Annotated in this window: 11 protein-coding genes; 4 read left to right on the forward strand and 7 right to left on the reverse strand. The window is 44.3% G+C overall.

Annotation, left to right across the window (positions count from 1 at the left end; all coding sequences use genetic code 11):
* Positions 1 to 104 precede the first annotated feature (104 nt).
* From OCV56_RS04850 to OCV56_RS04860, 3 genes are all read right to left on the reverse strand, one after another.
* Positions 105 to 1,199: a porin gene (locus OCV56_RS04850; protein WP_086712281.1), complete on the reverse strand. Its 1,095-nt coding sequence runs from the start codon at positions 1,197 to 1,199 to the stop codon at positions 105 to 107.
* 289 nt (positions 1,200 to 1,488) lie between these two features.
* A complete protein-coding gene (locus tag OCV56_RS04855; protein ID WP_086712280.1) occupies positions 1,489 to 2,505 on the reverse strand; it encodes a nuclear transport factor 2 family protein in 1,017 nt (338 codons plus the stop codon).
* 127 nt (positions 2,506 to 2,632) lie between these two features.
* Complete coding sequence (locus OCV56_RS04860) at positions 2,633 to 3,928, reverse strand: MFS transporter (protein ID WP_086712279.1); 1,296 nt, start codon at positions 3,926 to 3,928, stop codon at positions 2,633 to 2,635.
* Between the two features lie 348 nt (positions 3,929 to 4,276).
* Here OCV56_RS04860 and OCV56_RS04865 point away from each other — a divergent pair, with 348 nt between their 5' ends.
* Together OCV56_RS04865 and OCV56_RS04870 are read left to right on the forward strand one after the other, a co-directional pair.
* Positions 4,277 to 5,818, forward strand: a complete 1,542-nt coding sequence (locus tag OCV56_RS04865; RefSeq protein ID WP_086712278.1) for a sodium:solute symporter family transporter — start codon at positions 4,277 to 4,279, stop codon at positions 5,816 to 5,818.
* Positions 5,819 to 5,844: 26 nt separating this feature from the next.
* Positions 5,845 to 7,215, forward strand: coding sequence for an L-serine ammonia-lyase (locus OCV56_RS04870; RefSeq protein ID WP_086712277.1), 1,371 nt, complete (start codon positions 5,845 to 5,847; stop codon positions 7,213 to 7,215).
* A 110-nt stretch (positions 7,216 to 7,325) separates the two neighbouring features.
* On the opposite strand, the gene OCV56_RS04875 is transcribed toward OCV56_RS04870, so the two are convergent.
* The gene (locus tag OCV56_RS04875; RefSeq protein ID WP_086712276.1) at positions 7,326 to 7,811 is read right to left on the reverse strand and encodes an Lrp/AsnC family transcriptional regulator; all 486 of its coding nucleotides are present in this window, start codon (positions 7,809 to 7,811) and stop codon (positions 7,326 to 7,328) included.
* Positions 7,812 to 7,933: 122 nt separating this feature from the next.
* Between OCV56_RS04875 and OCV56_RS04880 the strand changes: the two genes are divergently transcribed.
* Positions 7,934 to 8,533, forward strand: coding sequence for a LysE family translocator (locus tag OCV56_RS04880; protein ID WP_086712275.1), 600 nt, complete (start codon positions 7,934 to 7,936; stop codon positions 8,531 to 8,533).
* 138 nt (positions 8,534 to 8,671) lie between these two features.
* On the opposite strand, the gene ahpF is transcribed toward OCV56_RS04880, so the two are convergent.
* On the reverse strand, positions 8,672 to 10,264 hold the full coding sequence (gene ahpF, locus OCV56_RS04885; RefSeq protein ID WP_086712274.1) for an alkyl hydroperoxide reductase subunit F: 1,593 nt from the start codon (positions 10,262 to 10,264) through the stop codon (positions 8,672 to 8,674).
* 199 nt (positions 10,265 to 10,463) lie between these two features.
* Positions 10,464 to 11,021 (reverse strand): alkyl hydroperoxide reductase subunit C, encoded by a 558-nt coding sequence (gene ahpC / locus OCV56_RS04890; RefSeq protein ID WP_016798107.1) that lies wholly within the window; start codon positions 11,019 to 11,021, stop codon positions 10,464 to 10,466.
* A gap of 441 nt (positions 11,022 to 11,462) precedes the next feature.
* On the opposite strand from ahpC, the gene OCV56_RS04895 reads away from it, so the two are divergent.
* Positions 11,463 to 11,954: a VOC family protein gene (locus OCV56_RS04895; protein WP_086712273.1), complete on the forward strand. Its 492-nt coding sequence runs from the start codon at positions 11,463 to 11,465 to the stop codon at positions 11,952 to 11,954.
* A 137-nt stretch (positions 11,955 to 12,091) separates the two neighbouring features.
* On the opposite strand, the gene OCV56_RS04900 is transcribed toward OCV56_RS04895, so the two are convergent.
* On the reverse strand, positions 12,092 to 13,306 hold the full coding sequence (locus OCV56_RS04900) for a 4Fe-4S binding protein (RefSeq protein WP_086712272.1): 1,215 nt from the start codon (positions 13,304 to 13,306) through the stop codon (positions 12,092 to 12,094).
* Positions 13,307 to 13,535: the final 229 nt, after the last annotated feature.

A 13,535-nucleotide genomic window follows, 5' to 3' on the forward strand; every position in this document is an offset into this window, starting at 1 on the left:
TTACACTGGGTATAACCCAAAAGCTCTGCATATATAGAATAGATACAGGCAGAGCTTAATTAGGCATTGATTGAGTTGCGTTTATTTAACGCTTTAATCAGCGATTAAAAGTAGTAACGAATACCGGCAGCAAACTGGTCATCACTGTTTTCGTATTTCACACCATTGTAGGAGTCTTTGCCGTTATCGAATTGATATTCGGTCCACACTAAGAACTTGTTCTTCTTAAAGTGATACTCAAGGCCAGGGATAATCAACTGACGTTCATAGCCGTTCGCATTGTCATCTGTATCCGTTAAGTAGTTAACGTTAAAGGTTGGACGAAGGCCATTTTCAAAGTGGTAGTAAGTGAAGAATTCTGCACCACGGTGATCGTAAAATTCAGATTGGCTGGTGGTTTCCCAGTTTGAACCTTGGCTGTAAGTGAAGCCAACAAACAAGCCGTTATTGGTGTAGTTTACACCCAATAGACCAATGCGTTGTGTATCGCCATCTTTGATGTTTTGAACACCTACTTCAACATTATCAAATTCATTCTGGTGGTAGGCTAAACCAATAGTTAGACCATCCATAATAGTGTATAGCGTTGACGCGCCAATACCATTTTTCAACGTCACAATATCTGATTCAGTCTGGTTGTATCTTTTAGAAACAGACACATCTTCGCGAGTGGTTTGGTAAGTGAAGCCGTATTTCCAGTTGTCGTTGATGTTGTTGCGGTAAGTAATTGAGTTTTCTGCTCGGCCTGTACCAGAAGCGATGCCCCAGTCAGACAGGTTGTAGTAGCCAGAACCACGTGAACCAAATACACGGCCCATATCGGTAAACCAAGCGACATCGTAGAAGGTAGACCACTGCTTAGTACCAGCTGCAATCTTGCCGTACTTATCGTGCTCTACGCCAGCGTATAGAAGTCGGTCATAAATATTGTCGCCGTTAGCACCAGAGTTGTAACCCCATTCGGCATGGCCAAAGCCAGTCCAACCGTTGTCTAAGCCCATTTGACCTTTTAGGCCAAAGCGAGAGCTACCGCTGTTCCATTCGCCATTATGATCGCCGCCCTTATCATGGTAACGAACGTCAAAACGACCATCTAGTGTTAGGCTATCGCCCGCGTCATTGGTAAAAGTGTGTGCAGCAAAAGCTGAACCTGAAGTCAGTGCTGTCAGGATCATTGCAGAAAGAATCGACTTTTTCATTGTAATTCTCTTTATTCGAGCCGTAGAAAGCCACCGTGCTTTCAAGCCCGTTATATTAGTAATGGTTTGGCAGGGTGTGCCCATCCGTGAGGCACAAGTTGATAATCTTGGGTGGAGCTCTTTTTCTTAGGTAGATCTCAGTGTTTTTGATAGATCTACTTGTCTTTGTTTGATCTACTTTTCTTAGTGAGATAAGTAGATTTGTAGCAAGTTGCCGAGGGCGAGAAGGAGCCCTCGGCAGTCATGTCTACCTAGCGTAGGTAAGAACTAGGCAGGCAATAGGGCAGGGTTACAGCGTTGGGTTCATGATAGTAGAAGTGCGTTCGAACACGTCCAGACCTTGCTGTTGTAGCCAGTAAGGAAGGTCGATCAGTACCCAGTTTTCAGATAGCTTGTCGCCGTCACGGTAGTAAACATCAACCACTTGCATGTCTGCGCGAACTTCGCCGCCAGTCATGCCAAGGAAACCACCTGTTGGTGTGTTTGATAGGTTTGGCCAACCGAAGAAACAAGAGAAGTTACCTTCAGCGAAGCGACAAACGTGACCGTTGAACTTCTTGTCTTTCAGGTTGTTACGGAAAGGAAGTTGGTGCTGTTGCTGGTAACGAGGAATCGTGTAAGACGCGCCGATACCACATGGGCCGTACCAAATCATATCTTTTGACCAGCTCTTCGCTAGCACTTCTGGTGGGCAACCCATCGCGCCGCTGTCGTTAAGAGCAGACAGGTCATCAACCATCTTGTTTACAAGAGCAAGTGTTGCAACGCCTTCTTCTGGTGCTGCATCTTCAAACAACAGACCATCGTGATTACGTGGGCCAGGGTAAACGAAGTGCTTACCAGTTGATGGTGGAAGTGGGTAGCAACCTGCTTGGTCCATCATGCCTAGAAGGTCTAGGAACAGGCCTGTCTTAGTGATCTTGCCGTCAACCACACAGTTAAATTCTGCGTAACGAACGTTCATGATCTTGCCAGTAGGGCGCATGCCTAGGTATTCAGCGTCGAATAGACCCATGAAGTGACCCATGCTCATTACCCAAATCTCTTCTGGGTTGATTTCGTTGTTACCGCCGATGAAGATGTCTTGACGACGTTGCATACGCGTCATCGATTTCATCATTGGAGCCCAGAATACGTCAGCTGCCGCTTGAGCGCCTTCTTGCTCACGGAATGGGTAAACACCTCGCCATAAGTAATCTTCAGACGTGTGTGCTTTCAGTACTTCAGCAACGTTCTCATGAGTTGCGTTTTCCATTGCATCAAAGTATTCGCGAACAATGCGTTTAGCTTCTTGATATTTAGACATAATTCATTCTCTTTTTGTTGTCGAGTCAACATTCGGAACAGGACTCGATTTGGATTTTGTTACCGGCTGACTGTTCAGCCGGAATAGTGTTTATTCGTTGTCTTGAAAGACCTTCAGAGCAAGGGAATTAAGCCTTAGCTGTCTCCGCTTTTTTGCTCTTGTCGAAGATGCCGCCTTTCAGTGTTTCTGGTAGAGTCAGCCACAGTAGACCAGCTACAATCCATACGATTGGCGAGCCCCACATTGCTGTAGCAAGGTCGCTGCGCTCTTGAATGAATACCAACACCATTGGTGCCCACATACCGATGATACGACCGCCGTGGAACAGCGCAGCGCCAAAGCTACGAAGGTGAGCTGGGAACAGTTCTGAGAAATAGCCACCCCATACCGCTGAAGCTGATAGGCCGAAGTTGTAGATAAGACCTAGAATAGCCAGCATGTTTAGGCTGCCGATCATCACGTCGCTTGGAGCTACGAAGAATACTGAAGCCATGACACCGGCAAGGATGAAACCAAACGCGTTCACTTTACGGCCGTATTTGTCGGCGATTGCCCCCCATACCCAAGCACCGAATAGAGAACCAAATGCTGAGATAGAGAAGATGATGCCGATAGTCGCACCGTCAAACTGGCGAACTTCTTTTAGGTACGTTGTCACGAAGCCAGAAAAGAATTGGTAACCGTAGAAGTTCAAGCCTGCTAGTAATAGACAAGTGATGGTTAGCTTACGGTAAGGTGCGCTTAGCATCTCTCCCCAAGAGCCTTTCTTAGCTGGTGCGTTTGATGCTTCAGCTGCCGCTTGATCTTCTTCACCGTAGGCGATCACTTTCTTGTCGCTAGGTAGGATGAAAATCATTAGTGCAGCCGCAACTAGAGGAGGAATACCACCCACCCACATTAGGCTCTGCCATGGTGCGTCAATGCTAGAGATAAACGCTGCGTATGCACCCATAGCCATTAGAGCTACCGAGAACATAGAAGAAGCGAATGCCGTCAACTTACCGCGAACCGTTGGTGTGAATAGGCCGATCATTAGGCTTACTGCTACCGTGAAGTAACCACCTAAAGAAATACCGATGATGAAACGCATTGCTGCCCACATAGCGTAGTCAGTAAACATCATGTTGATGATCGTTGCGCCGCCGTTCAGTGCCGTGATGACAATAAGAGTCGATTTCTTACCAAAGTTTGATGCCACCCATGCACAGCTTAGGGCACCAATAAGCGCACCAACCGACTGCCATGTATAGAATTGAGCGGTATCCGCTAAGTTAATGCCATCATACGCATCAACGATATATGGGCGTACGTAGTCAATAATTACAAAGTTATAACAATAGAAAAAGTAGCCCACTAGAATTGCAAGATAAGCGGCTACCCTTTGAATCATAGGAACTTCGCTCATGTGTTTTTTCGTAGTCATGACCGATAAACCTTTATTTTATATAGGATGTTTTTAGTTTTGATTACGGTGTAGTGGTTGTTGGCTGTCACTACACCGTCTTCGTTTCGGGAGAGATAATAGAGTTTTTGTGGTTATTAGATCCGTGATCAAAGTCAATTTTAAAATGAGTGCGTACCCATTTTGTGTATTTTGGTGATCTTGATCCCATTAGATCGCGTTTTTGGCACTTTATGCATGTTTTGAGTGATTATTCATCTATCTTAGTGACAATACTCACACTTACAGGGGGTTTTTGAGGGAAGTTAGCCAATTTTAAGTAATATTGGCTGCGAATAATTTGCGAAATATAATAAACGGAATCTACAAATGGTTACGTACTCAAGTTTTGTGGTGATTGCCCTTTATGTGCTAACTACTTTATTTATCAGCTACTTAGTTAATAAGCGCTATAGCGTTGGTGGCGATTTTTCAACTGGTGGGAAACAATTTGGTTGGTTTACGGCAGGTGTGTCGATTCTTGCAACCTACATCAGTGCGATGACGTTCGTGGGTATGCCTGGCTGGGTTTATAGCTCTGGTATGGAAGCGATGAGCGTTCATTTGAATTACCCAATAGTGATCTTTTTTGCTGTGGTTTTCTTTGTTCCTGTCTTTTACAAGCTTGGCCTGACTTCGATTTATGAATACCTAGAGCACCGCTTCGGCGTTGTCGCTCGTACGATCAACTCCATCGTATTTATTGTGGTTCAGTGCATTTCGGCTGGGGTGATTTTGTATGCCGTAGCCCTTATCTTGGTACAAGTGCTGCCGATTAGTATCTCAGAGGCAATCATCTACATAAGCTTGTTTACTGCTTTGTATACCTACGCCGGTGGTATCTCTACGGTAATATGGACAGATATGTTGCAGTCGGCAGTGCTGATCATCGGTAGCATTGCGATCTTTACCTTATTGCTGATGAAGATTGATGCGGGTGAAGTGTTGTCTCCTGAGCATCTGAATATCATCAATCTCGATTTCGACTTGGGTGTTGATACCACGTTGTGGGCTGGTGTGGTCGCCGTGAGCTTTTTACACCTAAGCGTGTACGGTACTAACCAGTTGATTATTCAAAGAACTCTGGCAACCAAAAATGTTAAGACAGCACAAAAATCGATGCTGCTTTGTGGTTACGGTGCGTTCTTTATCTACCTATTCTTCTCGGTAATGGGCGTTCTACTGAGTGTATTTTACCAAGACCAAAGCTTTGAAAATAGCAACGAAGTGATTCTTGATTTCGTGTTTAATCATACCAATCCAATCATTGTTGGTTTGGTGATTTCCGCACTCTCGGCTGCTGCTATGTCGACACTGGACTCGACCTACAACTCAATGGCAACCGTAGCAACGTTCGATTTCTACAAGCGCTTTTTCCGTAAGAAAGCATCTAACTCACATTATGAATCGGTGGCGAGAAAGATGAGTTTAGTTGCCGCTGCTTCGGTTGTTGTTCCTGCTTTACTGGCCGTTTCTAACGAGTCTGTGCTTAAGACGATTGCTAGCCTGACTTCAATTTTTGTTGGTATTCGTCTTGGCTCTTTCATTCTTGGGCTGTTTTTCAAGAAAGCGAATGAGAAGGGTGTGATTGCCGGCAGCATAGGCAGTGTGGTTGTGGTGTTTATTGCTAAATACAGTGGTATTTCTTGGCCTTGGTTTGCACTGATTGGCACCGTCGTTTTTCTCGTTCTTGGCGTTATCGTGAGCCGCTTCTTTGGTGAGGTCACTCAACAACAGAATGAATTTATCGCTAAGCAAAAGCATTTGTTCGCTAAGCCTACCGCGAGTCACTACGGCTTGTTGGTGTTTGCCGTAGTGACGATTGTTGCTTGCACTGTTATCCCTGACTGGCTTTATGCCGCTCTTTCTTAATTGACCGATTTTTTACTGGTATGTCTATGTTATCGATCTTTGATATCTACAAAATTGGTGTTGGGCCATCGAGCTCTCACACCAACGGCCCAATGATTGCGGGTTTTCATTTTACTCAATTAATCGCCGATAGAATCGCAGAAGTGACTCGTGTTCAGGTCGATCTTTATGGCTCACTATCACTCACTGGAATTGGACACCACACCGATAGAGCGACCATTTTGGGTTTACTGGGTAACAAACCAGATACGATAAAGATCACCAGTGCTAACCAAGCGATGCGTCATGCTATCGACAGTGGTGAACTGCAGTTAAGTGGTAGCCACAACATCGGCTTTAATTACAAAACCGACATGCTATTTCACGAAGACAATCTACCTTTGCATGAAAATGGCATGATGATTACTGCTTTCGACCAAGCTGGAAATGTGATCGTCGATGAAACTTATTATTCGATTGGCGGTGGTTTTATCGCAACCGCTGATGAACTGCAAAATGGCACTCAAACCCAAGCAGTAGAAGTCCCTTTTCCATTCAAAAATGCCGATGAAATGCTGCAACAAGCCGATAATAGTGGAATGAGTTTAGGGGGCATGATTCTAAAAAATGAAGCGGAGTTCGAAGGCTCTGACATTATTTCAGAGAAAGCGGATCAAATCTGGCGAGTAATGAGTCGTTGCATGGAACGCGGCTTTGAAACCGAAGGTATTCTAGATGGTGGTTTGAACGTGACCCGTCGAGCTCCTAATTTACTTAAGAAGCTCGAAGCGAACGCGGCGGTTGAGAACGATCCAATGGAAATCATGGATTGGATTAACTTGTTTGCTTTCGCTGTGAGTGAAGAAAACGCTGCCGGCGGCCAAGTGGTGACATCACCAACTAATGGCGCGGCGGGCGTTATTCCGGCTGTGTTGATGTATTACCATCGCTTCATTAAAGAGTTGGATACCAAGCAGTTAAAAGACTTTTTAGCGGTATCGGGCGCGATTGGTATTTTGTACAAAACCAACGCTTCAATTTCAGGTGCTGAAGTGGGGTGCCAAGGTGAAGTAGGCGTATCATCTTCTATGGCGGCTGCGGGTTTAACTGCATTGCACGGTGGCAGCAACGAGCAGATTTGTATTGCTGCAGAAATTGCAATGGAGCATTCGTTGGGTATGACGTGTGACCCAATTGGTGGCTTGGTACAAGTGCCGTGTATTGAGCGAAATGCAATGGGTGCGATGAAGGCGATTAATGCATCACGTATGGCTCTGAAACGTAATAGCAAATCTTTGATCTCACTTGATAAGGTTATCGCGACCATGTACCAAACAGGTAAAGACATGAATAAGAAGTATCGTGAAACATCGCTAGGTGGTTTAGCTTTGATCCATTTAGCTCACCCTTGTGAATAGCCAAGTTGGTTAAACCAAACAAATAATCACGTTAAGCCCACTGCTTTAGACTTCAGAAATCTCTAGCAGCTGGGCTTTTTGTTTGATGTGTTTTAGGGAGAGACAGCGGACTAGTCTGAAAGCGGCAGCTGATAGCTGTTTTTCAACTCTTTTACAGAGATGTTGGACTGAATCGCACTCACGCCTTTCACTCTTCTAATCGAGCTAATACGCTCAAAGTACTCTTCTAGATCTCTCGCTAACACCTGAATCATGTAATCTGCACCGCCGGCAATGCAGTGACACATTGGAATCCAATCAGTGACGGCAACAAACTCTTCAAACGGCTCTGTGTTTTCAACTTCATGGTTACCCAAGGTCACAAGAGTAAAACCAGCCACATGAAAACCAAGCTTTTTTCGGTTTAGCTGCGCGGTATAGCCATCAATATAGCCCGTCTCTTCCATGCGTTTCCAACGGCGCCAGCATGGGGTTTCGCTGAGGTTCACTTTCTCTGCGAGTTTACTGTTGCTCATGCGTCCGTCTTGTTGGATATGTTCTAAGATGGCGATATCTGTGTCATCCAACACTTCTTTGGTGGATTCTTTCTGTTTCATGGGTATTTTGGAAAAGTCTTGCTCAAATTTGCATTAATATTAGCCTATATAGCAATTTAATTCCTAGTCGAATCTGTAAACTCTCTCCGTATAAATACTTTACTTATTAGGAGTGAGAGGAAATGAGCTCTCAATTAATGCTGGCGTTCTTGCTATTTTCAACATCAATTGCAATTACACCTGGGGCAGGCAATATCGCATTACTTGGGATTTCAAGTCGTTATGGGTTTGCTGCGACTTTACCTTTTATCTCTGGGAACGCTGTTGGCATCATCATCGTACTGGCCGGTTCCAGTGTCGGTTTGGTAAGCCTATTTACCCTTTATCCAGATCTATACAACATTTTGAAATATGCAGGCGCGGCTTATTTGCTGTTCATGGCGTGGTCGATTGCGAACATGCAAATCGAAGAAAGCACTGTCGATAATCGCTCGGGTTTCATGTCTGGCGTATTGGTGCAGGTGTTGAATCCTAAAGGTTGGATTGCTTCATTAACCGTGTTCTCACAGTTCATCACTCCTAATGCAGATTACTTGATTCAAGTGGTGACCATTATCGCGGGCATGGTTATTACTGGTGTACCGTGCATGTTGGTGTGGGCGTATTGTGGCACCATGCTTAAAAAGCTACTGCAATCACCAAAACAGATGATGTTTGTGAACCGCTGTTTGGGTGGCAGCCTCGCTCTTGTTGTTGCTTTCATGCTTTATCAACCGGCATAAAAATTACAAATAAAAAAACCACTCCTAAATCCATAGGAGTGGTGTCTAAATGTCGACTAAATGGTTAACAATAATTAGTAAGTTACTAATAACTCGTAAGTTAACAAGAACGTTTTAAGGAATGTTTGCTTAAAAGATTTAAGCGGTTTCAGCCTCTTTAACCGGAGCTGAGTTACGGATTAGGTAGTCAAATGCGCCTAAGCTTGCTTTCGCACCTTCACCCATCGCAATGATGATCTGTTTGTAAGGTACTGTTGTTACATCGCCTGCTGCAAACACACCTTTCATCGATGTTGCGCCATGAGCGTTAATCTCAATCTCACCGCGTGGTGAAAGCTCAACCTTCGAACCTTTCAACCATTCGCTGTTTGGCATCAGGCCGATTTGAACAAAGATACCTGCTAGCTCGATCTGTTTAAGTTCGTCGGTGTTGCGGTCTTTGTATTCCAGACCTGTTACACGGTTGCCATCACCAATCACTTGCGTTGTTTGCGCCATCTTGATGATTTCGATGTTTGGTGTCGCGTTTGCTTTGTCGATAAGTACTTGGTCAGCGCGTAGTGTGTCTGCAAATTCAAGTACCGTTACGTGTTCAACAATACCCGCTAGGTCTATCGCTGCTTCGATACCTGAGTTACCGCCACCAATAACCGCTGTTTTCTTACCTTTGAACAGTGGTCCGTCACAGTGTGGGCAGTAAGCCACGCCTTTATTGCGGTACTCTTGCTCACCCGGAACGTTCATTTCACGCCAGCGTGCACCTGTACTTGTGATAACAGAGCGAGCACGTAGTGTTGCGCCACTTTCTAATTCAACGTGGATGTAGCCGTCTTTCGTGTCTTCTGCAGCAATGATGTTCGCAGCACGCTGTTCAGTCATTACTTCTACACCGTACTCTTTTACGTGCTCTTCTAGGCTAGCCACTAGCTTAGGGCCGGTTGTCGCTTTCACAGAGATAAAGTTTTCAATCGCCATGGTATCCATTACCTGACCGCCGAATCGGTCAGCAACTACGCCAGTGCGAATGCCTTTACGTGCTGCGTAAATCGCTGCTGAAGAACCCGCAGGGCCGCCACCTACCACCAATACATCAAACGGTGCTTGTTGATTTAGGTTTGCCGCTTTCTTTTCCGCTGCGCCTGAGTCTACTTTATTTAGGATCTCAGCCAGTGACATACGGCCTTGACCGAATAGTTCACCATTAATGAATACACTTGGTACCGCCATAATATCGCGAGACTTCACTTCCTCTTGGAATGCAGCGCCATCAATCATGGTTGTCTTAATCAGAGGGTTAATCGCTGACATCATATTGAATGCCTGAACCACTTCTGGACAGTTTTGGCACGATAGTGAGATGAAAATTTCTACATTAAGCTCTTGATCTAAATCTTTAATTTGCTCGATTACATCAGCTTCAAGCTTGATAGGGTGACCACCACTGTGAAGCAGTGCCAGTACCAGTGACGTGAACTCGTGACCCATTGGTAAACCCGCAAAACCGATCGCAGTGCCTTTCTCTTGGTTCACTACCTGCATGATAGGGCTGCGCGTGCTTGCGCTATCATCGCGAGTTACTTCAATTTTGTCGGTTAAAGACGCGATATCGTTCGCTAGGTCTTGGAGTTTGTTTGCGGTATCGCTGTCATCTAGGCTCAGCACTAACTGAACATTGGTTTTTAAGTTTTCTAGGTATGCTTTTAGCTGCTGCTTCATTGCTTGATCTAACATAATCGTGCCTGCTCTTAAATTCTGTGTCTTGGTATTAACCAATACCTTCTTGCTGAAAAAGGAAAATAAAAAGGGGCGCAAGTCGGCAAATATTGTGATGTTGATGGTTTGAAAAGGGTGGCGCGCAACTGCCCTTTAGGAGGGAGGCCGAAGCGCGCCTGTAGAACCGTTTTATTTGTTCCTTTTAGCTAGGCTTAGATTAAATCTTGCCTACTAGGTCTAGAGATGGAGCTAGAGTCTCTTCACCTTCTTTCCATTTAGCTGGGCAAACTTCACCTGGGTTAGCGGCTACGTATTGTGCTGCTTTAACCTTGCGTAGTAAGTCTTCAGCGTCACGGCCGATACCTTCAGCAGTGATTTCCATTGCTTGGATAACGCCTTCTGGGTCGATTAGGAACGTAGCACGGTCTGCTAGGCCTTGACCTTCACGCATAACGTTGAAGTTGTTTGTGATGTTTCCTGTTTGGTCACCTACCATGAAGTATTCGATAGTGCCGATTTTGTCAGAAGTATCGTGCCATGCTTTGTGAGAGAAGTGCGTGTCAGTTGATACTGAGTAAACTTCTACACCGCGAGATTGAAGCTCTGCGTATTTGTCTTGTAGGTCAACTAGCTCAGTTGGACATACAAACGTGAAGTCTGCTGGGTAGAAGAAGAATACTGCCCACTTGCCTTTAACGTCTTGCTCAGTGATTTCTACGAATTCGCCGTTTTTGAATGCTGTTGCGTTGAATGGTTTGATTTCTGTGTTGATCATGTTTTGACTCTCTTTCTAATTTATAGTGTTTAACGCTATCCCGCGTCGATGGAGATATATTGCATCCGCACCGAAAATTAGTGAAATCGGACATTTCTATAGATTCAATAGGTGATTCCTATCTTTGAAAGAAGAAAGCTATCGACAAAAACTATCAAACGTCGGCAACACCCGATTAGAGCAGCTAAGTTCTTTAGGTCGTTCTCAATATTGGGCCTATCTCTATTAGCGCGAGCGCCTATGTATAGTGTGAGTACCTATGTAGCGTTCCTTGAAGTGGGTTAGGAGCTCATTGGTGTGGTAAATAACAATAAATTATCATTGATATAATTTATGATAATTTTATTTAATCAGCATCTCTCCATATACTCTCTTCATCGAAACGAGATACCGAAGCTAGACTTCGAAAAGCACAGAATAAAAAACGAATTGGAGAAAGTTATGAAAATGAATCACGTAGGCATCATGGTAGGCGACATGGATCAAGCAGTAGAGTTTTACACTAAGGCTCTAGGTTTAAGAATCGTAATGAACAACACTAAAGTGATGGAAGAACGCGAATCAGCAATCGGCCGCATGTGTATCGCTGTATTTGGTGAAGGTTTCAAAGGCTTCAACATTGCTCACCTAGTAACTTCAGACGGTATCGGTGTTGAGCTATTCGAAATGGTTGACCGTGAAGAGCGTCATAACGTCGACTTCTCTCGCCTAGGCATTTTCCACTTCTGTCTACAGCTTCCAAAAGAGCAATTTGATTCAGCTATCAAACGTGTAGAAGAGTTTGGCGGTAAAGTACGTATGGACATTCACCGTTACCACCCAGAAGACGAGCTAAAACAAGCACAAATGGTTTACCTAGAAGACCCGTTTGGCAACCTATTCGAATTCTACTCTCACTCATACGAAGATACGTACGCGACAGATTACGAGTAATCGCGTTACTGCCTTCCATAAGGTAGAAAACCGAACACCCCCAAAGAGGATTGGTAGAGATACCAATCCTTTTTTGTGTTTGGGCTGTATGTGATTGTGCTGGCTCCACTCCCAGAGCTTAGAGTTGAGAGCCAAGATCAATAGCTGAGATAGTCCATCACTTGAATTAACTGTATGCGTATCTCATTGGTGGTCTGACTGTGCCAATAACCCAATGCAAAAGATAACAGAGGAATGCCGAACATTATCATTAGCACTAAAACGAGAAGATATTTAGATGATAATTGCCAACCATTGCGTGTCTTTAGTCCAAGCGCTTGCTTATTTGGACATGCAGCAACACAGCGTAAACAAGCTTGGCACTCATCCGTTCGAATCTGTTTAGCGGTATGAATAATAATATTAGAAGGACATGCGCGAGTGCATTTGCTGCAATTCAGATTATCTTTCTCATTTAAACAATGCTTAGTGTCTCGGCGAATCTTAAATGGGCTAAGCAGACTTGTTATCCCGAGTAGGGCACCATAAGGGCAAAAGTATCGGCAGAAAGCACGTTGTCGCCATGCTGACATCAATAGAATGACGGCTAAAACACCAAGAGTAATCATTCCAGGCTCAACGAATACCCAAGCGGTTTTTACATCAGCGATTTTATGGTAATTGCCATTGAGGTAATAAGTCAGGCTCGCGACAGGCATTCCTACTGAAATAAAGGTGAAGAAAGCCAACAGTAAGTACTTCATCATACGTAATGGCCAGTCGAGCCAAACTGGCGGCAAATACGCTTTCTTGACGAACTTTAAGCGTAATTTATAAAGATATTCCCCAGCGAGACCTAGCGGACAAATCCAACCACAAAAGGCACGCTTACAAACAATCCCAGTCACTAACACAGTCACGAGCATGACAGCACCTGCCGGATGAGTTTGATCCCAAAATCCAATAGAGAAGATAGTCTTAAGTTGAATGGCCGCAGCAATAGGTAAGAAAGCATCCGTAACATCAGGTCGCATGAAGCTTGGAGATATTTGATGAACAAGCAGCCATGTGTGAAGGGTGTACTGGATAGCTACTAGAAATAATGAAAGTGCCATCGCATGTTGGCTGGCTTGACGCAAAACATTTGTCTTAGATGAAGCCGTGATTATGGTCGGTTTAAAGTAAAAAATCGAAGAGATGACAACCACCGCCAATGACAGAGCAATGAGCAGAGGCCAATAGGCTGCACTAAGTACCGCTGTGATGAGAATGCAGGACGTTATTATGCTACCGAGCTTTTTACCGCTAGTGTAGAGAACACAAATGCTATAAATCAATGCAAGCATTAAGGTAAAGGATTCAATAAAAGTCATATAGCCACCGTTTCATTACAGAGTGGTACTATAAATCGCATTTAAGAGCATGTCTGACGATTAATGAGCTAACTTATCTATCTTTGATATGAGTTAATTTTCATCAATATTTCGCCTAACCATTTGGGGTGATTTTTAATAACGTTAGCTGGGTTTATTAATAAATTGAACAGAGTTGATTGATAGCCAACCAGCTTTTTTGGAGTGAAGGAGGAGAATCTTCAAATCA

Origin of the sequence: Vibrio gigantis (genome assembly GCF_024347515.1) — a bacterium.
Lineage (GTDB): Bacteria > Pseudomonadota > Gammaproteobacteria > Enterobacterales > Vibrionaceae > Vibrio > Vibrio gigantis.

Excerpts from the sequence above, each read along its gene's own strand:
- ahpF (WP_086712274.1), bottom strand. The coding sequence starts at position 10,264 with ATGTTAGATCAAGCAATGAAGCAGCAGCTAAAAGCATACCTAGAAAAC.
- ahpC (WP_016798107.1), bottom strand. The coding sequence starts at position 11,021 with ATGATCAACACAGAAATCAAACCATTCAACGCAACAGCATTCAAAAAC.
- OCV56_RS04855 (WP_086712280.1), bottom strand. The coding sequence starts at position 2,505 with ATGTCTAAATATCAAGAAGCTAAACGCATTGTTCGCGAATACTTTGAT.
- OCV56_RS04865 (WP_086712278.1), top strand. The coding sequence starts at position 4,277 with ATGGTTACGTACTCAAGTTTTGTGGTGATTGCCCTTTATGTGCTAACT.
- OCV56_RS04895 (WP_086712273.1), top strand. The coding sequence starts at position 11,463 with ATGAAAATGAATCACGTAGGCATCATGGTAGGCGACATGGATCAAGCA.
- OCV56_RS04880 (WP_086712275.1), top strand. The coding sequence starts at position 7,934 with ATGAGCTCTCAATTAATGCTGGCGTTCTTGCTATTTTCAACATCAATT.
- OCV56_RS04850 (WP_086712281.1), bottom strand. The coding sequence starts at position 1,199 with ATGAAAAAGTCGATTCTTTCTGCAATGATCCTGACAGCACTGACTTCA.
- OCV56_RS04870 (WP_086712277.1), top strand. The coding sequence starts at position 5,845 with ATGTTATCGATCTTTGATATCTACAAAATTGGTGTTGGGCCATCGAGC.
- OCV56_RS04900 (WP_086712272.1), bottom strand. The coding sequence starts at position 13,306 with ATGACTTTTATTGAATCCTTTACCTTAATGCTTGCATTGATTTATAGC.
- OCV56_RS04875 (WP_086712276.1), bottom strand. The coding sequence starts at position 7,811 with ATGAAACAGAAAGAATCCACCAAAGAAGTGTTGGATGACACAGATATC.
- OCV56_RS04860 (WP_086712279.1), bottom strand. The coding sequence starts at position 3,928 with ATGACTACGAAAAAACACATGAGCGAAGTTCCTATGATTCAAAGGGTA.